This window comes from Allorhodopirellula heiligendammensis, from assembly GCF_007860105.1.
Classification (GTDB): domain Bacteria; phylum Planctomycetota; class Planctomycetia; order Pirellulales; family Pirellulaceae; genus Rhodopirellula; species Rhodopirellula heiligendammensis.
The window spans coordinates 1,481,065-1,507,408 of record NZ_SJPU01000002.1 but is presented as its reverse complement, the minus strand read 5'-3'; the positions used below and the strand labels follow the sequence as shown (position 1 = coordinate 1,507,408).

The following is a 26,344-nucleotide window of genomic DNA, read 5'->3' as shown; positions in this document are numbered from 1 at the left end:
GCGACGATCCCCCGCCCGGCGACGACCCCTTGCGCGGCGATACGTGAGGGAACAGGGTCCCCAGCTGCGACCTTCTTACGCTTTCGCTTTTTTCTTCGGCTTGTAGATCTCGGTTGCCGTGCCGAAGTAAATTTCGCCTGCATTCATCAGTGTTTCGCCGAGCGTGGGGTGCGCGTGGACCGTCTCCGCGATATCTGAGACCTCGCACCCCATCTCAATTGCCAATACAGCCTCAGCAATCAATTCGCCCGCGCCGCTACCGACGATGCCGCATCCGAGCACTCGGTTGGTTTCGGGATCAATCAGCCACTTAGTCAAGCCATCAGTAATATTGAGGGCCTGGGCACGCCCGCTAGCGACCCATGGATATACAGCCACGCTGACCTCACGACCGTCGCGTTTGGCTTCCTCTTCGGTTAGCCCTGCCCAAGCAATTTCCGGATCGGTGAACACAACTGCGGGAATCGCTCTCTTATCGAATTCAGCTGCTTTACCGGCGATTACTTCGGCAGCGACACGCCCTTCGTGGGTGGCTTTGTGGGCGAGCATGGGATCGCCAGCGACGTCGCCAATGGCGAAGATCTTGGGATCGGCAGTGCGTTGTTGCGAGTTGCACACCACGAAGCCGCGTTCATTGACGACGACCTGGGTGTTTTCCAATCCCAGACCGCGGGTGACCGGACGACGCCCCACGCTGACCAGCACGCGATCAAAACGCTCATGACCGAACTTGTTCGGCCCTTCGAAAGTCACTTCGACCTGGTTATCGACTTCGCTGATCGAACCGACCTTGGTGTTGAGATAAACTCGGCCTTCACACATGGCATCCACGCGTTTTGCGAGCGGTTTCACCAGGTCGCGGTCCGCTCCCGGCAGCAACCCTTCGGCCAACTCAACAACCGTCACCTTTGAGCCGAGACTCGCGTAGACCGTCCCCATCTCCAGCCCGATGTAACCGCCACCGATTACGAGCAATGATTCAGGGATGTCCTGAAGAGCCAACGCGCCGGTACTGTCCATGACCCGGTCGCTGCCAATGTCAAAACTGGGGGGCATGGCAGGCACGCTGCCAGTGGCCAAAATGCAGTGATCGAACGTGATCGAACCGCCTTCGGGAATCGATTCATGGTCACCTTCGAGCTTGAGCTCGCCCGAACTGACGAATGAGCCCCGCGCCTGAATGACAGTCACATTCCGTCGCTTGGCGATCTGAGCCAACCCACCGGTGAGGTTCGAGATCACCTTTTCCTTGCGGCCACGCACGGCATCGACGTTGATCGATGGTTCGCCCGCATACTCCACACCCCAATCCGCTTTCAACTCTTCGACTTCATGAATCACCTTGGCCAGGTGCAACAGAGCCTTGCTGGGAATACAGCCACGCAGCAGACACGTGCCACCCAAGCGGGATTCAGCTTCGACAATGGTGACATCGAGACCTTCGTCAGCTGCAAGAAAAGCGGCCGCATAACCACCGGGACCACCACCGAGAACAACAACGGGACTGTGCATGATGTGAAAACAGGTTGCGAGAAAGAGAAGTGAAGGAACGTAGGCTTCTCAGCCCAGAGGGCGGCAGATGAATTGCATGAAGCGATCGTATTCCGTCGCACCTTGGTTTTCGAGATGGCGAGCTACCGTAGGGCCGGCTCCCACCGGCCATCGACCTGGTTCGAGCGGCCGGCGGGAACCGGCCAATCAGAAAAATGGGTTACGGCGAAATACGAGCCCCGCAGGCCACGCCCGGTTGAGCGTGGCGACTTGAATCCGAAGCGTCGTCGCTACTTTAGCGAGACAAGAATTCGACGACGCTATTAGCATCGACGGGCAAACTGATGTCGACCGCACTCGGCAAGCTCAACACGGTCGCTCGCAGGCCTTCGCTGTCAAAGGACACCCAATCCAGACCGTCTGGCGGGGAGTTGGCGATCACGCCGCGATACAGGTTTTTGAGGTTTTCACGACCGCGGACTTCGATGATGTCACCGGATCGCAGCAGGTAACCGGGCTTGGTGACCTTGATACCGTTGACGCAGAAGTGACCGTGAACGATGCCCTGGCGGGCTTGCGGGCGAGTCTTGGTGAAGCCGACACGGCGGACGACGTTGTCCAAGCGGCTCTCGCACATCAGCAGCAACAACTCACCGGTGTTGCCAGATTTGCGGCCTACGTTATCGAAGTAACGGCGTAGCTGACGTTCGCCCAACCCATAATAGTGCTTGATCTTTTGCTTTTCCATCAACGCCAAGCCGTAGACGCTCGGTCGGCGGCCGCGGACGTGCATCCCGGGAGGCGTATTTCGCCGATCGAGGGCGCGGGCGGCACCGGATGTTTCGTAGAGCATCGTGCCCAAACGACGGTTAATGCGGGCTTTCGGACCTGTGTAATGACCCATCTATTTCGTTCTCGATTCGGGGGTGGGACGGCGAGATCGGCGTGGTGGGGATCGACAATCAGCCCCAGACGGTCTCGCCTGAATTCAGGAAAAACGAACTTTTGTGAAAATTCGAGCGGGGATTGTGAATGGCCGGCGCAGAATTATCAAGGGGAAAGGGCGGACTTTCGCAATCGCAAAACAACAAAGACATGGAATTCCACTTGCCCATCCCCGCCCGAGCGTCGACTTCACGCTCCGGCGAAATCAAACGAGCTCATCCAGCCATTCGCTGGCAGCTACACCTTTCGCCCCTGTGGGTAGCTACCCAGTACGGCGAGGTGCTGGGTTTGCTGCCGCAGTGTCGCGATCACGCCGGCGACTGCTCGTTCGGCTTGGTGGCCGGGAAATTCGACGATGAAAAAATATTCATTCGGTCGTCCCGGCTGCGGAAATGACTCAATCCATGTCAAATTCAATCCATGGTCGCGAACGATTCCCATCACATCGGCTAGGGCCCCTGGGCGGTGCTGCACCTCAAACAACAGTGTCGTTTTGTCGTCCCCCGTCGGTTCGGGCGCCCCCGACCCAAGCACGGCAAAGCGGGTGACATTGTGACGATTGTCCTCGATGGAGGCTTGAACCACCCCGAGTCCATACCGAGTTGCCGCCGCCAAACTTGCTACCGCCGCAATGCCGGGTGTGGCCGCGGCCGCCTCGGCAGCCGCAGCCGTCGACGCGGTTTCCACCAGTTCCACACCGGGCAAATGGTCAGCCAACCAGCCCCGGCACTGCGACAAAGCTTGCGGCTTGCTGTGGACCTGCCTGATCTCCTCACGCGGACTGAGAGAAAGCAGATTGTGGTGAATCGCGAGCAGCAGTTCACCGGTAATGTTGACGTGTCCCTGCGCCAGACGACCGAGCGTGTCAACGATTCGGCCATCAGTGCTGTTCTCGATCGGCACAATTCCATGCCCACAATCGCCCCGGCTGACGGCATCGAACACAGCACCGATCGACGAAACAGGCGACAAATCGGTCCCGCCACCAAAGTACTCCAGCGCGGCCAAGTGGCTGTAACTATCAACAGGACCGAGAAACGCGACCAATTCCGGCTTGGATGCTTGGTAACAAGCCGAAACGATGTGGCGTAAAATCGACCGCCGCGCATTCACGGAGACCCCAGTTTGGGCAGTTAAACTGATCTTTTCGGCCACCTTTTCCGCATCCGCCAGCGCCGCTGGCAGCCCTCCGGACCGATCTTCCCCACCCAACTGCGTCGCTACCAACTGTTGGCGACGATCGATCAGTGCGAGGATTTCTTGGTCGATCTGGGGTAGAGAAGTGGAGTCAGACATAGCGAATTAAACGGAGACGAGCGGGCGGATCCCCTGCCTATCGATGCGAGCAGCAACAGGTTCCCAGAGAATTGACAGTGAGTTGTTCAAGCTAGCATACCGGTGGGATTCGCTGCGTTCGACCACCGGCTACTCTCTAATAATCCCGCTCGCGATAAAACGTGCACAATCAATCATCCCCCGGTGTGGATCTCCTGGAAGAAAACTGCCAATGACTCGACTGTTACTAGGAATCTGTGTTCACCTGCTGGTCTGCGTAATTCCTGCCTTCGCGCAATCGAACCAGAGTGAGCCCCCAATCCTGGTCATCGGTACTCAGCACGCCCCTCCGTTTGCAATGAAACTGGCCGACGGATCCTGGGATGGGGTCAGCGTGGAATTGTGGCGTGAGATTGCCAGCGACAACAACTGGGATTTTGAGTTCCTAGAGATGGAACCGGGCGATCTCATCGCCGCAACACAACGTGGCGACGTCGATGCTGCGGTAGCGGCGACCGCCGTGACATCGGAACGGGAGCGGGTACTCGATTTTTCGCATCCGTTCTACTCGTCTGGACTGGGTATCGCGGTCCGCAAAGCGTATCGCCAGGATTGGGGAGTGGATCTCATCCAATTGCTAGCGAGGCAGTTTCTGTCGCTACTTGCATTTTTCATCACCGTCACAGTTTGCATCGGTGGTTTCATGTGGTTGGCGGAACGGCAACACAACCCCGATCACTTCGGCGGCGTTCTCGACGGACTGGGCCACGGCATCTGGTGGGCAGTGGTGACCATGACCACGGTGGGCTACGGCGACAAAACGCCCCGCACCCTCGCCGGACGCGTGCTGGCCGTTTTCTGGATGCTGATCGGTGTGGTCAGCTTGACCATTGTCACCGGTTCGATCGCGGCCCAGATGACTGTGCTGCAACTCGATTCGCCCATCCACTCACCCGCGGACCTCTCGAGGGTACGGACAGGCACCGTACTGCACTCTGAGGGCGAATCTTATTTGCGAATGCATGGATACGGATTCCAAGTATTCCCGACCGCACAGGCAGCACTCCATGCACTCATCCATCATGACATCGATGCCGTGGTCTACGATTATCCTACCATGCGATATGAGATCCATGACCGTTTTTCGGGTCTCGCGGAAGTATTGCCCGTGCTGTTTCAAGAGGAGTCGCATGCCATCGCAATGCCACCAGGAAGCGAACTACGCAAACCGATCAATATTTCGTTGTTGCGAATCATTTCCGCACCCCAGTGGAAAAACACCGAGCATCGCCACATGGGCCGTTAACAACAAGCAGAAGTCACTCGAAACGCAAATCGTTCTGAACCATGGAGGACGACCAGCGTCTACACCCAGGACGTGAGTCTCCCACAGAAGTCCATCGGAAAACTCGGAATCGGAAGTCGATTGGGAAGACAAGGGCTTCTGCTTTGCCGCGGTTCCTAAGTCCCCTCGGCTTGCTGCTTCCCCACTGTGCCTGAGGCTACGTTACAATTTCGGGAGCGCCGTGCTCGACTCCCGGTCACGCGCTAATCATCCATTTTCTTGTCATGGATTTCGCATCCAGTTTCCACATCAGAGCCCGCTTTAGGTTACCACCGGAGAGAATATTCCATGGATATCACCGACATATTGGGCAGCTTGCTAGGCGGCCGGGCGCCGCGGGGAGGAACTCCGAGCGATGCGCCGAGCGATACCGCACCGCGCCGCTCGAATCCAGGCCGATCCAATGGCCCGACCTCGATGAGTCACACCGACATCGAACGGCAAGCCAAGGAACTGGAGGATCTCTTGAATGTGTCCAAGAACCGTCACTCCGGATCCACGCCGCCTGCGGAGGCATCCCCCCAGCGGACGCCTGTACCCAACTCCGAGCAACCCGGGGTCGATCAAGAGCAGGGCACGCTGCTGGTCCGCGCGATGATCAATGCGGCCAAAGCCGATGGACAGATTGATCCAAGTGAACAGCAAAACATCATGCGACGATTGCACAACCCATCACGCGAGACGCTGCAATTCTTGCAAGACGAATTTGATCGCCCCCAGGACCTGCGCGGTTTTGCCATGTCGGTGCCGGTCGGAATGGAGCAGCAGGTCTACACGTTGTCGCTGATGACGATCAACTTAGACTCCGGAAGTGAAGCGAAGTACTTGAAGGAACTCGGTGACACGCTGCGACTCTCGCAAGAAGTCCGCGAACAGATTCACCAGCGTGTAGGCGCGCCGAGCGTGTACTGAACGATAGTGAATGCATCCGCCCTGCAGTAGCAGCGCTCGTCCGAACGCGAACTCCTCCCCTTCTCTCTTCGATGCCCAAAAGTCCAAAACCATGACATTTCCACTGCATCCGCGTCTGCCATTCATGTTGATAGCTGCCCTGGCACTGCCATGGGGGCCCACGTTGATGCAGGTCCCTACGCTGGCCCAAGACATTCCCAATGTGCAGTCAACAGCGTTGATCGTTGACGGCAGAGTCGAAAACGTGTTTGAGTCCACCCATGGAAACCTCATCCAAATTCTCGTCCGGCGGTCGGAAGTACCCCGCTTGGACGCACTCGTTGAGACCTCGTATCCTGCGCCGGGACAATATGTGTACGCGCACGTCAGCGATCCACGCACGGGTATCAGCCAGCGAGGTCGTGAGCTCGCGATGCCAAAACCCAACTCAACCATCCGCGCGTATTTAGCCGTGGGCCAGTCCGGGCGATGGCAAGCCAGCGGAGACGATTGGTTTGAGGAAAACCCCCGGGACGAAAGCGTCGGTGGCAACTCGTCCCAACCTAACACGCCCGAGATTGGCATTACCGCACAACGTGTCAGCGTCAGTGAACAAAGCGCCTTGAAAGTCATCCGAGTGACGCCGAACAGCCCCGCAGCCAACTCGGGAATTGAACCGGGTGATATCCTGGTCGAAGCCAATCGCGTTGCACTGGAGAGTGAGGATCAATTAGCTACCGCTTATCGCGATAGCCGTGGAGAGTTTTCGCTGACCGTTCGTGATGTCCGAACCGGGCGTGATGTATTGGTCCAGGTCGCTACGAGATCCCCCAGCGTTCGATCTGGCTTGACGCCTCGAGCAACAACTCGTACGGATGGAATGCAAGCCCTGGGTGTAACGACCGAACTGGCATTTCTCAATGGCGAGGCGGTGGTGAAGGTGACCGAGGTCCAACCCAACAGTCCGGCGTCCCGCAGCGGATTGCAAGCTGGATTGCTGATCCTTAAGGCCAATGGGGAGTCAATCGAGAGCCCTGCGGATCTCAGCGCTGCGGAGCAGTCATCGCGCGGCCGCTTGGAATTAATCGTCGTTGACCCCAAGGACAATGGCAAGACGCCACGCACAGTCCGTGTAACGCTTTAAGTTTGGGACGGCTCTCTCGTCTTTGCCCTCGACTCGCTTAGGCTAGGCCGCACGCCGGACTTCGGCCTGAGTTTGCGGCTGGGCGACTGGCGCGATCATCGGTAAGGTGCTCGGTCGTTCTGAGTCGACGTCCTCGATCGGATCGGGTTTTTTGAATCTTTCGATTTGCTCAGCCATTTCGGCGGCACCCCAGCTGGCGATGCATGCTCCATCGGGCGAGTGAATCTTGAGCTGATCTTCTTCGGCGAACCAGATCGCCGTGAGTTGGTCACAGCGGAATCGCCGCCCGCGGTAGAATTCTTCGCTGATAAAAACCGAATCGCGTAGTTCGATGGTCTCGTTGGGAAAATGATCCTGGCAGTAGGCATGGACACAGTTGCGGGCGCGGGTGAGCTTTTGCGACGGAGTCATGCGGCTGGTCGACCTTGATAAAATGCGGCAAAATGCTGTCGCCGATTGGCGCTGGCTATCAGGATGTATCGGCCAGCGCGGCCCCTGCGGATCGGCCACACCGTTTTCAACGACAACCTCGACCCAAAACCTCTCGAGCTTGTAACTTGCCTATTTTGAGCCATGCCCCGTGCGTACGCTAATCACTGAGACGCAGCTTTCCGCTGGCGTTTCCCAGCTCGCTCATGAAATCGACACGCACTACCAGGGTCGCCCGATTACCGTGGTAGCGGTGTTGACCGGATCAGTCGTGCTGTTTGCCGATTTGATCCGGAGGTTGTCCATGCCCCAGCGGGTTGGCGTGATTCAAGCATCGAGCTATCGCGGCGGTACCCAGGCCGGTGAATTGGTGATTGACGCAAAAATGCTAATCGATGTCAAAAACCGTGATGTGCTGCTGGTGGACGATATCTTCGACACGGGTGCAACGATTGCCAAATTGCGGAAAGAACTACTGTCGATGGATGCCGCCAGTGTTGCCACGGCTGTCCTGTTGCGAAAATCTCGAGCAGATCAGCACAGTCGACGCCCCGACTTCATCGCCTTTGAGATTCCGGATGAATTTGTCGTTGGCTATGGGCTGGATTACCTGGACATGTACCGTAATCTGCCGTATATCGCCGTGCTTGAGCCCGATGAGATCGCGGCGACTGCGGCCGAGTTCGGATGAGTTTCCCGATCCTGCAACCCCAGCCACAGTTGTCGGCCTCGGGGAGAGTTCGCGTCCTGTGGGTGACCAGGCGATACTGGCCTCAATCAGCCGGTCAACACCCCCAGGCAGCCACTGCGGTAGCGCTGACCCAAGCGTTGGCAGCGATGGGTATGCATGTTGAAGTGGTGACCCCTCGATACGGCGCGCATTGGTCGCATGAGTTCCGACTGGGGCACATCCGGGTGCACCGGATCCTCGCCGCTCCCAAAGGCGACTGGTCCACGCAACGCTACGTACGATTTCTCGGAAACTGGCTGGCGGAGCAAACCTCTCGTTTTGACTGGATCGTCTGCGACGGAATCGATGATGACGTACGTAGCGTGGCCACCGCGATCGAACACTCTCGCAACGACCCCACTCGCGGCCCTCGCTCGGCCACACGTGGCATCGTACTATGCGACGGTTGGGGCAGCGACGGGGACGACATGACCTGCCGGCAATCGCGCGGCGGCAAACGCTGCTTGCAAGCGATTGCGGATCTCGACCAAGTCATCACCCGGCACTCCGCACTCGATCGTTTTCTAGTTGCTAGTGGCGTTGCACCGGATCGAATTCGGCGGCTAACGCCCGGATTCGCTCGCCCCACGCGTATCACATTGCAGGATCGGCTGGCCGCGCGTCGGGCATTGGCGGGCATCAACCGCGATCTCAAGACCAGCCAAGACGACCATGTATTGCTGTGGTGCGGAAGCATGACGGGGCGTTCGAACTACGACGGTGGCGCAGGTATCGTCGTCGGCAATGCTAGATTAATGTGTGCCCGCTACCCGCATCTCAAAATTTGGATGCTCGGTGACGGTCCGCTCCACGATTGGGTCCATCGAGAACTCAAAGCGGAAGGAGTCCGCGCGGAGGTCGCGATCCCAGGCACCTTTGCAGACATGACCGACGTCTGGAATGCCGTCCAAAGCGTCGTCGTGACGGATGTGGATCAACTCCGCTACACTCTCCCCAGAGCGATTGCCCACGCACTGCCCACGGTGGTCGCCGACCATGCCCCGATCCGTGCGTGGATGACCGACAAATTCAGTCCGGAGATTGTCGACTCCACCACCTGGTACGACCCCCAGAAGCCTTCGTCACTTCGTAAATCATTTCGCAATTTGTGGGATCGCCTGCCCGCTGCAAATGATCTCGCTTGGGAAGTTGCGTTGGACGCGGCTCGCCGCTTCAGCGCCAGCGAGGAACTCAATCAGTGGGCGTCGATACTGTCGTCGACAGCTGCCAACAAACCGACTTAAAATCGTCGCTCAGCTCTCCGAGCCAAGAGTAAACCCCTGATAGCATCGCCTCGGTCAGCCGAGTGACATTTTCTCCGATCGTTCCGCCGCTCGAAACAATTCATTGCCTGTCTCCGATACATCCATCGCTGCCGCTCGTCCGCTGAAGATTGCATTGGTTATCCCGACGATGGACCGGGGCGGGGCGGAAAAACAAGTCGTTCTGCTCGCGATCGGATTGGCGCAAGCGGGGCACGATGTCCGCGTCGTACTACTGACCCGCGATGGGCCTCGCAGTGAATCACTGCGTCAGGCGGGCATTGATGTGGTGCTGATTGGCAAAAAATTCAAGGTCGACCCGACCGCACTGATCCGGCTCACAAAATGGTTCGGTAGGTGGCAGCCAGACGTGGTGCATACATGGTTGTTCGCCGCCAACAGTTTCGGTCGAGTTGCCGCCAAACGTGCCGGTGTGCCAGTTATCATCGCAAGCGAGCGCTGCGTCGATCCCTGGAAACAAGGCTGGCACTTGGCCATCGATCGCGGCCTACAGAAATGGACCGACGCCATCACTACTAACAGCGAAGGCGTCCGTGATTTTTACGTCGATCACGGCTTTTCGCCTGATAAATTCGTCGTCATTCCCAACGGGATCGAACCTGCGGCCGCGAGCGAGCTCGCGACAGGGATTGATCGCGGCACGGCGTTTGCGCGGTTGGGGGTCGCCGAAGATCGAAAATTGATTCTTGCCGTCGGGCGATTGTGGCCACAAAAGCGAATTCGCGATTTGATCTGGGCGGCCGAACTGCTGGGGACACTTCGCGCGGACACCACGCTGGTCATCATTGGCGACGGGCCGCAACGCGACGAGATGCTGCGACATCGCGATGCGATTTCACAGGTGGACCATGTTCGATTCGCGGGCAATCGGGATGACGTTGCCGCGATTCTCCCGCATGCCAATGCGTTTTGGATCGCGAGCGAGTACGAGGGGCAGAGCAACGCGGTCATCGAAGCGATGCAGGCAGGTGTGCCCGTCGTGGCGTCAAATATCGCCGGCAACCGCGACTTGGTGATCGATGGGGAAACGGGCTGTTTGTTTGAACTCGGCGACACAGGCAAACTTGCTGAATACACCCATGAGTTCTTTAACAATCCTCAGTGGGCTGCACAACTCGCCACCGCGGCCCACACACGCATTGCGAACGAATTCACGGTCGAGGCGATGGTGGGCGCTCACCTGGCCTTGTATCAACGACTTGCTGCTTCCTGAGTCAGGTCATCGCGAGATCGTAGATTCTCTGCTTTCTGGCATTTTTCGTGCAAGGTTCTCGCCCCTGGTAAGATTTAACTTCTAACCACGGGAGGCTGATACTTTGTTGACCATCAATCCGGAAACACGAGCGAGCCTGATTTTGCGATTGGGCGATCCGGCTGACGATTTGGCTTGGTCGGAATTCCTGCAAATCTACGAACCGCTGCTGATTCGACTGGCCACTCGGTGGGGATTGCAGCAAGCCGACGCGTTGGAGGTCGTCCAAGAAACGCTGCTGGCGGTCGCCAAAGCAATTCCAACTTTCGACCGTGACCAGCACACTGGCGCGTTTCGTGGTTGGCTAGCGGCGATCACACGGAATAAACTGGCTGATCATCTCGGCCGCGCTCGCCGCCAAGAAACCGCATCGGGCGATTCCAGCGTCCAGGATTGGCTCGATCAAGTCGCGAGCCCCGCCTCCGATGCCAGCATTTGGGACTGGAACCAAAAACAACAGATCTTCCGATGGGCGGCGGCGAAAGTCCAGCAGCAAGTTCATCGCTCGACATGGCAAGCGTTTCATCGCACCAGTGTGCTGGGGGAACCTGTTGCCGACGTCGCCAGCGATCTGCACTTGCGCGAAGGCATGGTATACGTGGCTCGCAGCCGCGTGATGGCTCGACTGCGAACACTCGTCGACCAGTGGCAGGCCTCCCCGGACACCGACATGGAGGCGGCGGGGGACCTATGAACTGCAATCCAGAAATCCTTGCCACGCTCGTCCGGCAAAGCCGCGAACCGGGTGAGGAAATTAACTCGGTCGCTGAGCACTTGGAACAGTGCGACAGCTGCCGACGTGAGCTAGCGAGACTCGGTGGAGAGGCTGCGATGTGGATCGAGGCACAAACGTGCCTCTCCCACTCCGATCCGGAAACGGATGACCGAGAGGATTCGCTATGGCCGCAATCAACCATTGACCTGAGTTTCCTCGAGCCCGCTACACACCCCGAGATGCTAGGGCGTATCGGTCGGTATGAGGTCGAAAGCTTGCTGGGACACGGTGGCATGGGCGTCGTCTTCCGCGCCTACGACAGTGACCTGCAGCGAGCCGTGGCGGTGAAGGTTCTGGCACCCCACTGGGCGATGTCCCCGACGGCTCGCCAGCGATTTGCTCGTGAAGCTGAGGCGGCCGCCAGTGTCGCACATGAAAACGTCATCCCGATTTACAACGTCGATGCCAACGCCAAGCTGCCGTATCTGGTGATGCGGTACGTGCCCGGGATGACACTCCAGCGCTGGGTACGAACGCATGGGCCGCTCAGCGTCGGCACGATTTTGCGTGTCGCTGGTCAGTTGGCTGAGGGGCTAGCCGCAGCCCATCGCCGCGGGCTCGTGCACCGGGATATCAAACCAGGTAACGTGCTCGTCGGCGAGAATATTGAGCGCATCTGGATCACAGACTTTGGACTGGCGCGGGCTGCTGATTCAGTCACCCTCACCCAAACAGGCGTGATCGCGGGAACCCCGCACTACATGAGCCCCGAGCAGGCACGCGGCCAGCCGATCGATCATCGCAGCGATCTATTTAGTCTCGGCTGTGTGCTGTACTTCCTGTGTGCGGGCCGCCCCCCCTTTGACGCCGACAATACACTCGCGGTCCTGCACAAGATTGTGACTGAAGATCCGCTGTCACTCGCACAATTGCGAGACGATCTACCACCCCATTTCGTTCGCTTGGTGCATTCACTTTTACAGCGATCTATCGATCACCGTCCCCAGGATTGCCCAGCCGTGATTCACGAAATAGCGAACTCGCAAACCGAACAACAACGCGGCCCACGACACTCGTGGACTCGCTCCCGCTGGCAAGACGCCACGGCTCGGCAGCGCCGACTCGTGGTGGGCGCGCTCACTGCCCTGTTGGTGGTTTCGACCTGGGGCGTGAGCCAACTGGCCATTCGCTACTTGAACTACGATACCCAGCCTCGCTACCCATCCAGCGTCGGCTCCCGAGCGCCCGCAGCAGCGTCTCTCGTGAACCCAGCGCAGTACGACCCCGGTCGAAAATTCACACGTGCAGCCGACCGAATCGCGTCATCGCTTGACGACCCAAGACTTGATCGAAGATACCGAGACTTGGAGCAGCGGATCGCGAAGGCGGCTCAACCAGTCGCATTGACAGGAGCCAACGCACTGCTCCGAGACCCATTCACAACGGAGAAAAACTGGGATCGTGATGTCTCGGCAACGGACAAAGAGATTGAGCGGCTCATGAAATCCGGACCGTATTCGCTTGTTCGAAACCCCTCTAACTCCAGGTAGTTCTCAGATGAAGATTTCAATACTCGCCACCTCCGCATGCCTCTTGCTCGTGCCGCACGCGATCGCCCAGGATGAGCCCCGACTATCGAAGGATGCTGCGGGCGCACCAGCGTCTGCTCCCGCAACGAATGTCGCCAATCCTTTTGAGCTGAACGTTCCATCGGGAGGTGGGATGGGCAGCATGATGGGGATGGACGGTAGCATGATGGGTGACGGTTATGGGGACATGGGAATGGGTTCGATGGGTTATGGTGACATGAGTGGTGGCAGCGAGCCGGCATTCTCCAACGAACAGTTGTTTCGCTATCGATTACGCACCGCCATCTCGCAAATCAGCGACGCCGAGAATGCCGACGAGAAAGCCGCTTTGCTCAAATACACCCAGGCAGCATTGCAAGAGCAGTATGATGCAATGATCGCCCGCCGTACCAAAGACCTCAATCGACTGCAGGAGAAACTCACCCGGCTTGAGGAGGATTTGCGAAAACGTGCTGCCGCTAAGGACCGCGTCGTCAAATTGCAGATGCAATCGGTAATCCTGGCGGCCGAAGGGTTGCTGGATCTCAATAGCCTCCAATCTTCGGGCAACAATGGCTACGGTGGTGAAATGGACATGGGAATGGGAATGATGGGCAACTGATCCATGCTAAGCCGTGAAGCGGTGGTTGGAAGCGGCCATTACTCGTTTCCAGGCTCTGCCTCGCAACGCACTGCCCGGCAGTCTCCGCCCGCGAGTGCGAAAACCGAGAGGCGGAGCCTGGAAACAAGATCTAATCGCAAAACATTGCATCTTGCCAGGCAAGCTGGCAGGGGAGCGAAAGTCCGGACGGGCACGACAGCCGACCCGCGTGGCGGCCCTACCGAAACTGTCCCCGATTGATTAGAGTCGATCGCTGCTGCGGATGACCCGCACGGTCTTGCGATGGGGGAATAGTCCCGTTGGGGATCGATTCGCTCGCTCGGGACAATGGTCCCAAGCTACGTACAGGCTGACTTAGTCATTATGAACGAACTCACACTACCCTCTCGCCTGAATGCCGCTTGGATGCTGGCGCGGCGTGAATGGACTCGATTCTTTCGGCAGCGTAATCGCGTGACTGCCGCCGTGCTGCAGCCATTGCTCTTCTGGCTGCTCTTTGGCACGGGACTGAGCGGATCGTTTGCTTCTGCGGGCGGCGAAAACTTCCTGCAGTTCTTCCTGCCTGGTACGGTGGCCCTGATCGTGCTGTTTACAGCGATCTTTGCCACGATCTCGGTCATTGAGGATCGTCGCGAAGGATTCATGCAGTCCGTGCTGGTGTCGCCGGTGGGGCGTTTTCCTGTGCTGATCGGCAAAGTCCTTGGTGGCGGTGCGATCGCGTGGGTCCAAGCCCTCCTGTTCCTCACATTGGTGTACATCGTCTCAGGGGTGACTCATTCGTCCTCACTCCCGACGGTCACGGCCTCGCTGCCGCTGGTGATGCTGTTGCTGGCGATCATCGCCATTGCCATGTGCGCTCTCGGCATGATTGTCGCCTGGCCGATGGAGAGCACGCAGGGATTTCACGCGATCATGATGCTCGGCTTGATGCCCATGTGGCTGTTGGCTGGCACGTTCTTCCCAATCCCAGCGTGGAGCGTCCACGGGCCGACTGGTGAGGCGGGCTGGGGCGGCTGGGCGCTGGCGGGGATCATGCAAGCCAATCCGCTGAGCTATGCGATGCTCGAGTTGCGGCGGCTGATCAACCCTACTCTTGATCTTTCGAACGCCGGTTTTGCGCCCAGTTCACTGACCTGTTGGACCGTTACGCTCGTAGCAACAGCAATCACCGTCGCCATTGCTTGGATGTTGATGCGAGGCAGTCGCCGCGCCGACACAATGGTCTGAATCCCGCTTCCAATGCTACCGATATCCACCTGCACAACATCATGAAAACCACCATCAACGTCGCCCTGATCCTGGCCGCCGGTTTTGCCCTGGGGATCATTGTTCGTGAAATGCGAACCCCGCGTCACACTGGCCCGCTTCCCGGCGAGGTCGTCTATACCAACGAGCACGCCGCCGCGGACAATTTGTCGCTGACGGCCGCCGATATCGAGAATGACACGCCGACCAAGCCGCCCGAAGACGAGGAATGGCTCAGCCGATTCGAACTGATTGAACGCAGCGGGGAAAAGGTTTCGAGCGAGGACCTCAAAGGCGCCCCCTACGTCGTCAGCTTCTTCTTCAGCACCTGTCCGAGCATCTGCGTCCAACAGAACCAGAAGATTCAAGAACTGCAACAGGAATTCAAGGATCGTAACGTCAAGTTTGTCGCGATCTCGGTCGATCCCGAGACAGACACGCCGGAAGTCTTGCAGGAGTACTCCTCTCGGTTCGGTGCCGACCCGGATCAATGGCTCTTTCTAACTGGCGACCTAAATTACATTCGCCGCATCGGGGGCGAAATTTTCCACCAAGCCGTCAACAAACAGTTCCACACTGAACGGTTTGTACTCGTCGACGCTGACGGCAAGATCGAGGGCTTTTATAACTGGCCCGAGAAGAAACAGCTCAACAAGCTGAAAGAACGCATCGACGAGTTGATCACTCAGTCGTAGAAGGATGCGATTGTCTCGCCCGTGCTCAATCTCCTGCCCTGAGAAAACGGACCACGCTAGGTTCCACGGCCTTGGCACAAAACGTGCACTGCCATTTGCTCGTCTTTTTCATTTACTCACGGCCGAGCACAGAACCATGCAAACCACTCCCGAAATTGAAGCGACCTTGAGCAGATTGACCGATCTGTGCTGCGATGCGCTGCAGGACGATGGGGAATTCAACGATGAACAAGCGGAAAGCCTGGCGAAGAATTTGGCAACAAATGGCTGGAAGCAACATTCCAAAAACGGGCCCCCGCTATCGACAGTCCTCAAGAATCGCGTCCGCACGCATTGCCCTGAACCGGCGATTCACCGGGGCGCAGCCATCGATGGTGTCGTCGCCAAGGTCCAGCGGCTCTACGACCAAGTCTCACGCTTTGACGACAGCGTCCCCCGTGAAGACTCCGGTGAAGCGCTGCCGCCTCGCACGCTCGGGTGATTCTCGGGAAACAGCGTTGTCCCGCCCGCAACCCGCCCTCACATCACCAAGAAAAGTAAATAGACTTGCATAAAAAGTCGTAGACAATTTCGGCATTGTCTACTATGGTGGGTCGGTTTTCCGCAAATCACCAATTTCCGCAAATCACCAAGGCGTCCGGCGATGGGCGATTCAAAATGGTCAAAAAAATTCGTCTCCTGACTATGCCGCTCTCGCTCTCCCTGATGGGGCTGGCGATTACCGGATGTGGCGAGGGTGGCAATCAAGTCAATTCGAGTACGAGCGAGATCGAATCGTTTATCAACGAGAACCCAGACCAGCTGGCAAGCCCCGAGGATTCACCGAGCAGTGATGCCGACGAATTTGCTGCTGGAAACGGTTAAGGATTCGGCGGGCGATCTTTATCCACGTAGGTATTGGAATTTGCACAAATGCCATTGCCTCAAGGATGCTGACGAAACCCACTAGGCGATTTCATGGCCATTCGGTACCCGCTCAGCGTCTGAGTGCTCAGCGTCTGAGTTTCGTTCGCGGAGCCTCCCTCGCAGAAGTCCTTACTCCTCCGTCCCCCAAGATGTCACTGGATAACCTCATCAGTGGATGCGGCGAGTTATCGATAAGCCGAGTTGGTGAACGTTGAAATGGAGGAGAGAGTGAAACTCGTCAGGAGTTTCAGATCGTTCGGAAAACACAACGAAAGTCTTCGCGGGCTGTTGAGTTTATCGACTTGGGTGTCGCCAAGGTCAGCTGAGAGCCGTCAAGTAGCATCACAGCCCCGCCGCTGACGCGTGTCGGTTCACTCCATAAACCGTCCGCTAACTTCTGCCGCTACTTCCCCGTCTTTTTCGCTGGGAGATGCCGCTAACCATGACTCGTCAGATGATTCCCAGTAGCGGGCGGTTGAAACGATGGCCGCCGCACGTCGGCTGCCTTGCCGTTGGCACAGCAACACAACACACACCATAGCAGGTGATTATTTTCCCTTTTTAGAGAGTTACAGAAGCAATGAGATTCCAGAAACCCAAACACGCATTCACGCTGGTGGAATTGCTGGTAGTGATTGCCATTATTGGCGTATTGGTGGGACTACTGCTCCCCGCCGTCCAAGCCGCGCGCGAAGCGGCGCGACGAATGAGCTGCAGCAACAACTTCAAGCAAATCGGGCTTGGCATGCATAATTATCATGCCTCGTTCGACAAGCTCCCGACCAGTCGAGGAGGCACCTCGCGGGTCTACGGCACCATCGCCCAAGCGATCCAGACAGCAGGTTCCCCGGGCGGCCCGTACGGCGGAAACAATCGAAACAATTTGAGCGCCCTGGTGCCGCTGTTACCATTCATCGAACAACAAGCTCTGTGGCAGCAAATCAGCAATCCCTTTCAGGTGCTCGACCCTGCGACGCCCGTGCAGTTTTACAGTTCCATGGGACCGAACCCAGAAATGGGTTTGAGCGCCCATCAAACCGCGCGCTACGATCCCTGGATGACGACGGTTGCCAGTTATCGCTGCCCGAGCGACCCAGGCACCGGCCTGCCAGCCCAAGGCCGGACGAATTATGGCGTCTGCATTGGCGATGCGTTGGGCCAACAAAACACCGGTGGTGTTAACGAAACCGGTCAAGCGAACCCAACCGAATATCCACGAGCGGTCAAGGCAAACCGTGGCATGTTCCGCTCGCGCGTGGCGATGGGATTTCGTGACGTACTCGACGGATTAGCCAATACGATCGCCGCAGGCGAGTTCAATACGGATCTCGGTGACCGCAGCGTCACCACGCAAGCGATCGATGATGCTTCGTTTTCCGCGACGATCATCAACAACCCTTCCCTGTGCACCACGGCGGCGGATATCGACCCCACTCGTCCCAGTTTCTGGAAAGGCAATTCAAGCAACTTCGCGGGTGCGGCCGAAATCCAACGCGGCATGAAATGGGCCTGCGGGTTCCCCGTCTTCACCACGATCACCACAATCACACCCCCGAACTCGCCGATTTGCAGTACCGGTGGCAGCACGTGGCAACCTGGTAGCTACAGCCCCAGCAGCCGCCATCAAGGCGGGGCTCATATCCTCATGGGTGATGGAGCCGTGAGGTTCATTACCGATTCGATCGAGTCGGGGAACCAACAAGCCGGCAACATTTGGTACAATGGCACAGGTGATCGAGCACCGGGATCACCCAGTCCCTACGGGTTATGGGGCGCGTTGGGCACCCGGGCGAGCCGGGAAACGGTGAGCGAGTTCTAGTCCCCACCACTCAGAACCAAGTAAGGCCGGTTCTCACCGGCCACCTGCGGCGAATGCTCTCTGCGGTTAATCATGAATCGAGTGGACTGATATTGCCGGGTTTTGCGTTGCATCTCGATGATTTTCGCGAGGAACGGGGCCTACTAAAACGGCTCAGCAGTGCCGGCAGGAGCACCACATCGGCGAACAGAGCCGTCGTGAGCGTTAGGCAGCCCATGATTCCGAATAGCCGCGCGTCGCGAGCATCCGCCACTACCGCCGTCAGCATCCCGGCCACCAACACGATCGTGGTCATCAAAAGTGCTGACCCCACCCCAGTAAAGGCACGCCGGATCACGTCCTCATGATCGCCACCGAGTTGCTGTTCCTCTTGGTAGCGAGTCAAAAAGTGAATTGTGTCGTCGACCGCGATCCCAATGCAAATCGTGAACACGCACACCGTCACCAATTCCAAATGCTGTCCGCTGAGCACCAGCAGTGTGCCGGTTGCCGCCAACGGAAAGAGGTTTGGAACGATCGAGATCAATCCGATTCGAATCGAACGATACACTACCGTCAGCACCAGCCAAATGACGATGGACGCCGTTCCCAAACTGGTCGCTAAATCAGTCACGATTCGATAAACATTTCGCCACCGCCACGGCGCGTCGCCTTCGAGCGCGAGCGAGTAGCCAGGATATTCGCCCATGACCTCGTTCAAACGCGACTCGATGCGAGGAAACACCTCTCCATACGCTGCAATCCCTAGGTCTTGAACTCGAAACTGCACCCACGCAGATCGACCTTCCGGTTGATAAAATGCTCGCTTGAGTGACTGCGGTAGCAACTCCAAGAGCGTCATCCGCTCCGCTGCATCCCCATCGCCGGGCAACGCCGCCAGCAATTGGTGCAGCCCCAGTGGATGACCAATCAACGACTCCTGGCGCAACGCATCATCGACCTCCTGCAACACCACCAGCAGATCGCCCTCATCTGCCTGTTCACTCCAGTTCACGGAAACGAATCCGAACTCAAGACCGCCCAAGGACTGATCGAGATGTCGAAGAGCCTGGGCCGCCTCAGCGGATTCACTCAGCCCGCTATACCTCTTCTCGTCGGGCTGTAAGTTCAGCGAAATCAGTGCCAAAACCGCTGTCGCGACGATGGCTGCCCCAGCCACGACGCGGTCATGCCGCAGCACCCAGCCCACCAGCGGGTCGATTCGTTTTAACTGCCCGTCGATCATGCTTTTTCCCAGGCCAACGTGCAACCGACGGCCCAGAGGCGAGCGACATCCTAGGGGAATCACCGTGAGCACACTGACAAGCGTCATTGCCACGCCCAACACGCAGCACCAGCCGAAGTCCTGGACGATCTCATGATGGGCGAAGGTGAGCGAGATAAAACCGATCGCCGTAGTCAGACTCGTCAGCACACAGGCTAGCCCGACGCGAGCAATTCCTTGCCGTGTCGCATCTCGAACACTTCGTCCGGCAGCCCGTTGGCTGCGGATCTCAACCATCAAATGCACTGCATCGGTCAGGCCCACCAAGCTGATCAGAATGGGGACGATGATGTCGTTGAAGGGGTTGTCTTGCAAATCAAAGAAATGCAGCATTCCCATTGTCCAGAACACCCCCATCGCGGGGGCCACCGCCACGAGCAAGACAGCAGCGAGCCCGCGAAACAGGAACAGCGCCGACAGCAACATGATGGCATAGCCATACAACTGATACTGGCGTGAATTGGCGACGTGGTTTTCCACTGTCATTAAATGCAACGGCACGGGACCGGTCAGTTGAAAATCAATATCAACCCCACCTACCTGTTGCACCGCTCGCTCGGCTTGCTCGCGGATCTCAATGGTTGCCGCATCATCGTTGGTGACGAAGAACCAATCGAGCTCCAGGTGCAGCAGGAGCGTTTTTCCGTCCGGAGAAATCAACTGGCCTACCGCCAGCGGATTTCTCAACACTTGTTCGCGGGTCGCTTCCAATTGCCGCGCCGAAGCATGCGAACTCGGCAGCAATGTGCCCGAGAGGCCGAATACATTGAAGTCCGGAATATCGTCCAGCCACAGGACGCTGCGAACCTGTGGCAGGGCAGACAATTCGCTCGCGACGCTGCGCATCGCCGTGAGTCCAGCGGCGGTAAAGAAATCGTCGCTGCGTGCGACCAAGACACATTCCCCACCGGCGACCTGAAACGGCTCAACCTTTGCTGCGGCTCCCTTCAGGCCGGTCGGCCCTGGCAGCCCCCGCCGATGCTTTGTTTGTGGCGACGGATCCTCCACCGCTGAATCGGCCGACGCGACCCAGTCCAAGATCAGCGATGGTTGGAGGTATCCAATCATTGCGATCGTCGACATGGACACCAGCACGAACGCTTGCGCGAGAGGCCGGTCCGCCCACCAATAAAACATCCGCGTGACCAATCCAACCGGCTTGGAAATGCTGTCCGTGTTTGGCTCGGCCATTACCGCTCCGCTGCCGCAGCAGCGACTTCATCGTGATCCAAAACACCGTCGCGATTACGGTCCATTTGCTTAAAGCCGAACCTTTGAAAGGTCAACGGGGTCTCCTCCCGCTGCACTTGACCATCGCCATTTTGGTCCATCTGATTCAAAAATGTCTGTGTGCGACGATCGATCGCACGCTGAGCAACCAACCGTTGCTCCGAACTCTCGACTGACTCAGTATTGCTTCTCTCGGCCTGGGAGCTCGACGAGGCCTGCCTATCGACGGCGGGCTGGCTCCCTTTGAGCGGGCGGGCGACATCGAAGAACGCGATGGCCATCTCTTCCCACGTTTGATCGCCCCACGTAACGTAGTCGTCCGGTGCTGGATTGGCGGGGTTGGCCGTCGAGTTGTCGAACGTCACGATCATGTCCAAAGACTCAATCGCATCGAGCTTCAGCGGCTCAGCGAACTGATAGTAGTGCTGCCAATTGAAATCGTAATGAGGTACATGCAGCAGATCTTCCTGGGTGCCGTTGGCAAGACGTGCCCTCAATTGGAACGACTTTCCACGCAGGTGCATGTGTGGGGTCGCGCCGAGTAGTCGACTCTCAGGACCGAACCCATCGAGGGAGATGCCGACCTCGTAGTCTTCCACTCGCGGCGGAATCTCAAAGTCGTGATCGATCGCAACCCGCGTGAAGACCTCGTGGGTCACTTCATCTGGATCCGCAAACCATACACCGACCCGAGAAATATCCTCGGTCTGGCGGCCGTTGGGTGTGTAGTGCATCTGGAAAACCAATTTCGACCCAGCAGGGATGCGGCGGGCGTGGCCAGGCGGCAACATCGCCGTTCGCTGACCAGGAACGTAGGCACCGAGCCATCCAATGCCACGCGAATCGCTGCCATCGGGTGACCGCACAAACACGATCGCGTGATGAACGACACTGGCGTCACCCGGAACAACCTGAGCTGCTCGAATCCACCGATCCTCCTTCCAGCCAGGATCGACGACGTAATATTGGTAATCGACAACATCATCGGACGGGACTCGAAAAGGTCGGTCTCGCATTGCAATCTCCATATCGGGATCGCTCGCAAGGTGCCAACCGCCGTGCCATTTTGGCGTCGGCGGCAGGTCGCCCGGATCGCCTTCCACCATGCCCTGAGCGATCCAAGCTGCGATCGTGTCACGGGCATCCGCGGGCATCCGCCGCTCCCCGACGAAATGGCCGATGCGGGGATCGGCGTGCCAGGGCGGCATACGTTTCTGATCGATGACCTCCAGCATCATTTGGCCCCAACCCACCACCTCGTCATAATCGGTCAACGCGAATGGAGCGATCTCACTATCACGGTGGCATTCAACGCAGTGCTGGTTCAGGATCGGTGCCACGTCGGCAGTGAACGTTACGGTCGCCTGCTCGGCATGCGCCGGACGCTGCTGCGGGATCCGAGTGATCAGACAGCCGACGCCCGGTGTCTCCGCTTGGGCGACCGGATTGCCAGCGAGCAGCGCCTCGATTGCGTCCCGTAAGTCATGCTGAGTCGGTTCCGCTCGCGCCAATCCGGGTTTGTATTGATCATCAATGCGACCCTGATAGAGGACCCGGCCAGCGGCGTCGATGATGAACACTTCTGGAGTCCGCTCAGCGTCCAATTCGACCAGCACCGATTGATCGGCGTCCTTCGCAATCGGAAACGTAATCCCCAGCTCACGGGCGTAAGCCGTGATTTCAGCCGGAGAGTCTTGCGCATTACTATCGACTCCTAAGAACGTCACACCTTTGTCGCCGAACGCGTCGGCCAATCGTTGCAGTCGCGGACCATACAGACGTGCTAACGGACACTCGGTACCAAGAAAGCAAACCACGGTATAGTCGCTCGGTGGCAGTATGATTGACTGCCCCTCGCCATCGCGGAGCATCCATTGCAACAGCGAAATCGGCTTCGCCGCCTGCACTGCTGATACGCTAAACAAGCACAGCAACACGAGAACGCCAGCATAATAAGAGAGGCGTGAGTGGATATTCATAGCGCGGTCGGCAGTCCATTTACGTGAGCAGAATCGAGCAGCAGATGGTCGACATTCTCCCGGCTTTGTGGCCGAGGGTCAATCGCTGCGGTCCGGTTCTGCTCCCTGCAACCCAGTGGTCTCGTCCGGGCGCGCTCGCGTACCTATTCACATTCACACTAACTTTGCTAGCGAACTCGCAGGACCGGACACGACTGTCCTCCGTTTCGATAGTGCTTTCGAACGGCGATCGCGTTCCAAACAACGAATGCGTGAATAGCGCGTCATGCCATTTTCTCGCCTGCACATGCGTGGACAATGCACTACACTCCAAGCAAAAACTTTCATCCGTATCAAGTAGAATGCATCGGGCATTGAACGGCGAACCTGACCCACCACAACTCGCTAACCCAGAATCTGCCAATGTCAGCCCGGTCGCTAGGAAACACGATGGGCCGACAGTCGTTGGGATTGGCGTCTCGGCAGGTGGACCTGCTGATCACGGTCACCAACTTCTTTCGTGACGCGATGGTATTCGAGCGGCTCGAGAGGCAGATCCTCCCCGAACTGCTCAAGCGAAAAGCGGCGGGGGACAACATCCGTGCATGGAGCGTGGGTTGCGCCACCGGTGAAGAGGCCTATTCGCTGGCAATGCTATTGATCGAAGCCACTTCAGCGATGGACTCGCCGCAAAATTTGCAAGTATTTGCCTCGGACCTGCACGAGCAATCACTTGCCAAGGCGCGAGAGGGATTCTATCCAGGCGATATCGAATCGGATGTTAACCCGGAGCGATTAAAGCGATTCTTTGAGCGCGAAAGCGGCGGTTACCGAATTCGCAAAGAGGTCCGCGAATTGGTCGTTTTCGCACCACACAATTTGTTGGGAGATCCACCATTCTCGAAACTTGATTTGATCGTTTGTCGAAATGTGATGATCTATTTACAACGTGATGTGCAGCGGGATGTGATCGATCTGTTTCACTACTCGCTGCTTCCTGATGGCGTCCTGGTGCTAGGCACTTCAGAGACGATCGACTCTGGCGATTTGTTTCACGTCGATGAAAAGAAACTTTCGATCTATCGCCGTCGGAACGTCCCCGCACCCGAGCCACGGTTGCCGGTGTTTCCGCTCAGCCGCTCGCGGCGGACTCGAGGACAGGACGTTCCCATTGTCGCGTCACTGCCGGAATACCGCACGCTGCACCAAGCGATCATCGAACGCTGCGGTCCACCGAGTGTGCTAGTCAGTCCCGATGACAAGTTAGTGCACCTGACGGAGTTGGCGGGCCGGTTCCTCAGCGTGCCTGGTGGGGAAATCACGCAAAATATATTCAAGTTGATCCGCGAGGAACTGCGGATGGAGCTGCGTGCGGTCATTCATGACGCTCGCAAACGGTCGGCGGTGCAACACAGTCGCGCGATTTCGATAACCTGCGACACTCGAAGCATGAGCCGTTGGTTAAGAAAGCCAGGTGAGGACGGTTCGCGATCTTTCAGCTTGTAGACTGGTCACATTTCAAAAGCGGATGAGGTCCTAAAACGAAAAGGGCCTGACGAAGATTTCATCCGCCAGGCCCTCTCGACTGTTGTCGTATTCACCTCCGCTTCACTCTCGTCAACAGAGGTTAAAACAACGCTGTCATTCTATTTTGCAGCTTGATCGAACAGCCGAGTCGGTTCTTCGCCGGTCACTTCTTTCTTCAATGATTTGCTGGTCAACATTGCGGAGAAACGCACATCGCCATCACCGGTGCATTTCGCAGTGACTTTGTAGTCGGCACGAGCACCAGGTTTCATTGTCTTCATCGGTTTGAACGTGATCGTTGAACCATCAACACTGTTTTCGCTCGGGCCCTCGGCACTGACGAATTCAAGTCCTTCGGGCAGTTCGGCCTTCACAGCAACGTCACTGTCTGCCGCGTCGCCCTCGTTCCACACGCGAATTGTGTAGACGACGTTCGAGTTCTTGGCAACGGGATCTTGGTCGTCGAGCACCACCAATTGCAGGGCAGGTAGACGTACAATTTCCACTCGCGTCATCGCGGTGGCAACCGCTTCACTTTTGGCGTTCGCCTCGCCTTCTGCAGCATCGACGCTGCAGACATAACGCGCAACCACCTTGGTCGGCAGGGTCTTGACATCGTTGGTTCGAATGGCGTATTCAAAGACCGCGGTTTGACCAGCGTCTAAGCGCCCAATCGACAGGGTCCTGTCGCTCATGGCGATATCCGATTTGTCGCTTTCCTTGGCAGACGCCTTGCTACTGGCACTGCCATCTTTCTTGGCCATTGTCGGCTCACCTTGCTTCTGCTCGTTGCCGTTACTTGACGATTGTTCGGACGCCTGCATGCTTGGTTTACTGAAATCAACCATATCGCACGCTTCGGGCCAGTAAACGTTGACGCTAACATCATTGGCGGCCGTATTGCCGGTGTTGGTTACATGCGCGGTGAACTTGGCAAGCTTCTCACCATATAACCGATTCGGACCTTGTACCTTTACGTTCAAGTCTGCGGCGATGACATCAGTTGTCGTTTCTTTGCTACGCGACTTCAGCTCGCTGTCCTTCACATTTGCAACCGCTCGGCTGCTGAACGAACCCGGCTTGCTGGCGTAGACTCGAGCGACAAACTTGCGCGAGTCGCCCGCGGCGAGGCCATCGACATCGAACTTCAAGGTATCGTCGCCTTCGATTGTGGCCAATCCCTTACCGAGCGTATCGGTAACGACAAACGCACCGACGTCACCGCTGCCGCCATTCTTGACCGTGTATTCAAGCTTGATCAGCTCACATCGATCGGCTTGCTTGGGTGCAGTCTTGGTCAGCGTGAGTTCGGGTTTGATGACTCGACTAGTCAAACAAATTGCTGGCGTGTAGTTGACGATTGCGAGACAGCTTCGTAGCTCGCCCTCTTCGTCAGCAGACGCCTTGACGATGATTGTCTTGCTCTCACCTGGCTTCAGGGCGGCGATCGACATTCTACCCTTGCTGTTGCTCTTGCCGTTATTCTTGCTCTTGCTGTCGTCTTTGCTTTTGCTGTCGCTGTTTGACTCAGACTGCTTGGATGCAATCGACGTTGAGTCAACGGTGAAGCCTTTCGCGTTCAACTGCTTTAACTTGATGTTGTGCAGGGTCACGTTGTCGGAGGTATTGGAAACCTTCACGCTGTACGTGAACTCCTCACCTGCGCGAACTTCTTCCGGCATGTCCGCGGTAAGCGATAGCAACCCATCACCCGTGCGGATCGTTTCCTCGGCGTGTCCGTTGCCCGCCAGGCAGGATGCAGCCGCTATTGCAAGAACCGCTGATGCGGACCGCCATGTGTTTGTCTTAGTCATTGTATTTCCGTAGTTGGAGGTACCGGTTCGGAGATGAGTGTCCTATCGAACCAAAAAGTGAAAGTCGAGGATGACTACACGCTGTACGTGGGGGGCCGCAAACGACGTTCCGTCATCGGAGCGGTATCAGGTTTGCGTCGGCTTCACAGCTGCGGTCACCCCAACCGCGCGACCAACAATCCGTCGTTGAATCAAC

22 protein-coding genes are annotated in these 26,344 nt (G+C 57.5%); 15 read left to right on the top strand and 7 right to left on the bottom strand.

Going from position 1 to position 26,344, the window contains the following annotated elements; all coding sequences use genetic code 11:
• Window positions 1-75: 75 nt before the first annotated feature.
• The 3 genes from lpdA to pheA form a co-directional block, all read right to left on the bottom strand.
• Window positions 76-1,512: a dihydrolipoyl dehydrogenase gene (gene lpdA / locus Poly21_RS15980; RefSeq protein ID WP_146407924.1), complete on the bottom strand. Its 1,437-nt coding sequence runs from the start codon at window positions 1,510-1,512 to the stop codon at window positions 76-78.
• Window positions 1,513-1,786: 274 nt separating this feature from the next.
• The gene (gene rpsD, locus Poly21_RS15975; protein ID WP_146407923.1) at window positions 1,787-2,395 is read right to left on the bottom strand and encodes a 30S ribosomal protein S4; all 609 of its coding nucleotides are present in this window, start codon (window positions 2,393-2,395) and stop codon (window positions 1,787-1,789) included.
• A gap of 278 nt (window positions 2,396-2,673) precedes the next feature.
• A complete protein-coding gene (gene pheA, locus Poly21_RS15970; RefSeq protein WP_146407922.1) occupies window positions 2,674-3,732 on the bottom strand; it encodes a prephenate dehydratase in 1,059 nt (352 codons plus the stop codon).
• Window positions 3,733-3,943: 211 nt separating this feature from the next.
• On the opposite strand from pheA, the gene Poly21_RS15965 reads away from it, so the two are divergent.
• From Poly21_RS15965 to Poly21_RS15955, 3 genes are all read left to right on the top strand, one after another.
• Window positions 3,944-5,017, top strand: a complete 1,074-nt coding sequence (locus tag Poly21_RS15965; RefSeq protein WP_302119166.1) for a transporter substrate-binding domain-containing protein — start codon at window positions 3,944-3,946, stop codon at window positions 5,015-5,017.
• A 327-nt stretch (window positions 5,018-5,344) separates the two neighbouring features.
• Window positions 5,345-5,968, top strand: coding sequence for a tellurite resistance TerB family protein (locus Poly21_RS15960; RefSeq protein ID WP_146407920.1), 624 nt, complete (start codon window positions 5,345-5,347; stop codon window positions 5,966-5,968).
• 91 nt (window positions 5,969-6,059) lie between these two features.
• Window positions 6,060-7,091: a PDZ domain-containing protein gene (locus Poly21_RS15955; protein WP_302119164.1), complete on the top strand. Its 1,032-nt coding sequence runs from the start codon at window positions 6,060-6,062 to the stop codon at window positions 7,089-7,091.
• Window positions 7,092-7,133: 42 nt separating this feature from the next.
• Here Poly21_RS15955 and Poly21_RS15950 read toward each other — a convergent pair whose 3' ends face one another.
• Complete coding sequence (locus Poly21_RS15950; protein ID WP_302119162.1) at window positions 7,134-7,502, bottom strand: hypothetical protein; 369 nt, start codon at window positions 7,500-7,502, stop codon at window positions 7,134-7,136.
• Between the two features lie 169 nt (window positions 7,503-7,671).
• On the opposite strand from Poly21_RS15950, the gene hpt reads away from it, so the two are divergent.
• The 11 genes from hpt to Poly21_RS15895 all read left to right on the top strand — a co-directional run bounded on the left by hpt (window position 7,672) and on the right by Poly21_RS15895 (window position 18,355).
• The gene (gene hpt, locus Poly21_RS15945; RefSeq protein WP_146407918.1) at window positions 7,672-8,211 is read left to right on the top strand and encodes a hypoxanthine phosphoribosyltransferase; all 540 of its coding nucleotides are present in this window, start codon (window positions 7,672-7,674) and stop codon (window positions 8,209-8,211) included.
• Window positions 8,208-9,494 carry a glycosyltransferase family protein gene (locus Poly21_RS15940; RefSeq protein WP_302119159.1) on the top strand — a complete coding sequence of 429 codons (1,287 nt, stop codon included), beginning with the start codon at window positions 8,208-8,210 and terminating at the stop codon, window positions 9,492-9,494. The genes hpt and Poly21_RS15940 overlap by 4 nt, the downstream gene beginning before the upstream one ends.
• Before the next feature lie 103 nt (window positions 9,495-9,597).
• Entirely contained in the window at window positions 9,598-10,746 is a 1,149-nt protein-coding gene (locus Poly21_RS15935) for a glycosyltransferase family 4 protein (RefSeq protein ID WP_302119157.1), read from the top strand.
• Between the two features lie 103 nt (window positions 10,747-10,849).
• Complete coding sequence (locus Poly21_RS15930; RefSeq protein WP_302119155.1) at window positions 10,850-11,479, top strand: RNA polymerase sigma factor; 630 nt, start codon at window positions 10,850-10,852, stop codon at window positions 11,477-11,479.
• On the top strand, window positions 11,476-13,050 hold the full coding sequence (locus Poly21_RS15925; RefSeq protein WP_146407916.1) for a serine/threonine-protein kinase: 1,575 nt from the start codon (window positions 11,476-11,478) through the stop codon (window positions 13,048-13,050). The genes Poly21_RS15930 and Poly21_RS15925 overlap by 4 nt, the downstream gene beginning before the upstream one ends.
• Window positions 13,051-13,057: 7 nt before the next feature.
• Window positions 13,058-13,690, top strand: coding sequence for a hypothetical protein (locus Poly21_RS15920; RefSeq protein ID WP_146407915.1), 633 nt, complete (start codon window positions 13,058-13,060; stop codon window positions 13,688-13,690).
• 363 nt (window positions 13,691-14,053) lie between these two features.
• Window positions 14,054-14,917 carry an ABC transporter permease gene (locus tag Poly21_RS15915; RefSeq protein WP_146407914.1) on the top strand — a complete coding sequence of 288 codons (864 nt, stop codon included), beginning with the start codon at window positions 14,054-14,056 and terminating at the stop codon, window positions 14,915-14,917.
• Window positions 14,918-14,958: 41 nt separating this feature from the next.
• Window positions 14,959-15,630 (top strand): SCO family protein, encoded by a 672-nt coding sequence (locus tag Poly21_RS15910; protein ID WP_146407913.1) that lies wholly within the window; start codon window positions 14,959-14,961, stop codon window positions 15,628-15,630.
• Window positions 15,631-15,766: 136 nt separating this feature from the next.
• Entirely contained in the window at window positions 15,767-16,111 is a 345-nt protein-coding gene (locus Poly21_RS15905) for a hypothetical protein (RefSeq protein WP_146407912.1), read from the top strand.
• Window positions 16,112-16,287: 176 nt separating this feature from the next.
• Window positions 16,288-16,494, top strand: a complete 207-nt coding sequence (locus Poly21_RS15900) for a hypothetical protein (protein ID WP_146407911.1) — start codon at window positions 16,288-16,290, stop codon at window positions 16,492-16,494.
• Between the two features lie 622 nt (window positions 16,495-17,116).
• A complete protein-coding gene (locus Poly21_RS15895; protein WP_146407910.1) occupies window positions 17,117-18,355 on the top strand; it encodes a DUF1559 domain-containing protein in 1,239 nt (412 codons plus the stop codon).
• 70 nt (window positions 18,356-18,425) lie between these two features.
• Here Poly21_RS15895 and Poly21_RS15890 read toward each other — a convergent pair whose 3' ends face one another.
• Both Poly21_RS15890 and Poly21_RS15885 read right to left on the bottom strand, forming a co-directional pair.
• On the bottom strand, window positions 18,426-20,810 hold the full coding sequence (locus Poly21_RS15890) for an efflux RND transporter permease subunit (RefSeq protein ID WP_146407909.1): 2,385 nt from the start codon (window positions 20,808-20,810) through the stop codon (window positions 18,426-18,428).
• Window positions 20,810-22,828 (bottom strand): redoxin domain-containing protein, encoded by a 2,019-nt coding sequence (locus Poly21_RS15885; RefSeq protein WP_302119147.1) that lies wholly within the window; start codon window positions 22,826-22,828, stop codon window positions 20,810-20,812. The genes Poly21_RS15890 and Poly21_RS15885 overlap by 1 nt, the downstream gene beginning before the upstream one ends.
• A 402-nt stretch (window positions 22,829-23,230) precedes the next feature.
• On the opposite strand from Poly21_RS15885, the gene Poly21_RS15880 reads away from it, so the two are divergent.
• Window positions 23,231-24,313 carry a CheR family methyltransferase gene (locus tag Poly21_RS15880; RefSeq protein WP_146407908.1) on the top strand — a complete coding sequence of 361 codons (1,083 nt, stop codon included), beginning with the start codon at window positions 23,231-23,233 and terminating at the stop codon, window positions 24,311-24,313.
• A gap of 140 nt (window positions 24,314-24,453) precedes the next feature.
• On the opposite strand, the gene Poly21_RS15875 is transcribed toward Poly21_RS15880, so the two are convergent.
• A complete protein-coding gene (locus Poly21_RS15875) occupies window positions 24,454-26,148 on the bottom strand; it encodes a DUF11 domain-containing protein (RefSeq protein ID WP_302119145.1) in 1,695 nt (564 codons plus the stop codon).
• Window positions 26,149-26,344: the final 196 nt, after the last annotated feature.

Bases quoted from the DNA above. Each gene is read 5' to 3' on its own strand.
- pheA (WP_146407922.1), bottom strand. From the start codon at position 3,732: ATGTCTGACTCCACTTCTCTACCCCAGATCGACCAAGAAATCCTCGCA.
- lpdA (WP_146407924.1), bottom strand. From the start codon at position 1,512: ATGCACAGTCCCGTTGTTGTTCTCGGTGGTGGTCCCGGTGGTTATGCG.
- Poly21_RS15900 (WP_146407911.1), top strand. From the start codon at position 16,288: ATGGTCAAAAAAATTCGTCTCCTGACTATGCCGCTCTCGCTCTCCCTG.
- Poly21_RS15950 (WP_302119162.1), bottom strand. From the start codon at position 7,502: ATGACTCCGTCGCAAAAGCTCACCCGCGCCCGCAACTGTGTCCATGCC.
- Poly21_RS15925 (WP_146407916.1), top strand. From the start codon at position 11,476: ATGAACTGCAATCCAGAAATCCTTGCCACGCTCGTCCGGCAAAGCCGC.
- Poly21_RS15940 (WP_302119159.1), top strand. From the start codon at position 8,208: ATGAGTTTCCCGATCCTGCAACCCCAGCCACAGTTGTCGGCCTCGGGG.
- Poly21_RS15905 (WP_146407912.1), top strand. From the start codon at position 15,767: ATGCAAACCACTCCCGAAATTGAAGCGACCTTGAGCAGATTGACCGAT.
- rpsD (WP_146407923.1), bottom strand. From the start codon at position 2,395: ATGGGTCATTACACAGGTCCGAAAGCCCGCATTAACCGTCGTTTGGGC.
- Poly21_RS15915 (WP_146407914.1), top strand. From the start codon at position 14,054: ATGAACGAACTCACACTACCCTCTCGCCTGAATGCCGCTTGGATGCTG.
- Poly21_RS15955 (WP_302119164.1), top strand. From the start codon at position 6,060: ATGACATTTCCACTGCATCCGCGTCTGCCATTCATGTTGATAGCTGCC.
- Poly21_RS15880 (WP_146407908.1), top strand. From the start codon at position 23,231: ATGTCAGCCCGGTCGCTAGGAAACACGATGGGCCGACAGTCGTTGGGA.
- Poly21_RS15875 (WP_302119145.1), bottom strand. From the start codon at position 26,148: ATGACTAAGACAAACACATGGCGGTCCGCATCAGCGGTTCTTGCAATA.
- Poly21_RS15885 (WP_302119147.1), bottom strand. From the start codon at position 22,828: ATGAATATCCACTCACGCCTCTCTTATTATGCTGGCGTTCTCGTGTTG.
- Poly21_RS15920 (WP_146407915.1), top strand. From the start codon at position 13,058: ATGAAGATTTCAATACTCGCCACCTCCGCATGCCTCTTGCTCGTGCCG.
- Poly21_RS15910 (WP_146407913.1), top strand. From the start codon at position 14,959: ATGAAAACCACCATCAACGTCGCCCTGATCCTGGCCGCCGGTTTTGCC.
- Poly21_RS15890 (WP_146407909.1), bottom strand. From the start codon at position 20,810: ATGGCCGAGCCAAACACGGACAGCATTTCCAAGCCGGTTGGATTGGTC.
- Poly21_RS15960 (WP_146407920.1), top strand. From the start codon at position 5,345: ATGGATATCACCGACATATTGGGCAGCTTGCTAGGCGGCCGGGCGCCG.
- Poly21_RS15965 (WP_302119166.1), top strand. From the start codon at position 3,944: ATGACTCGACTGTTACTAGGAATCTGTGTTCACCTGCTGGTCTGCGTA.
- Poly21_RS15895 (WP_146407910.1), top strand. From the start codon at position 17,117: ATGAGATTCCAGAAACCCAAACACGCATTCACGCTGGTGGAATTGCTG.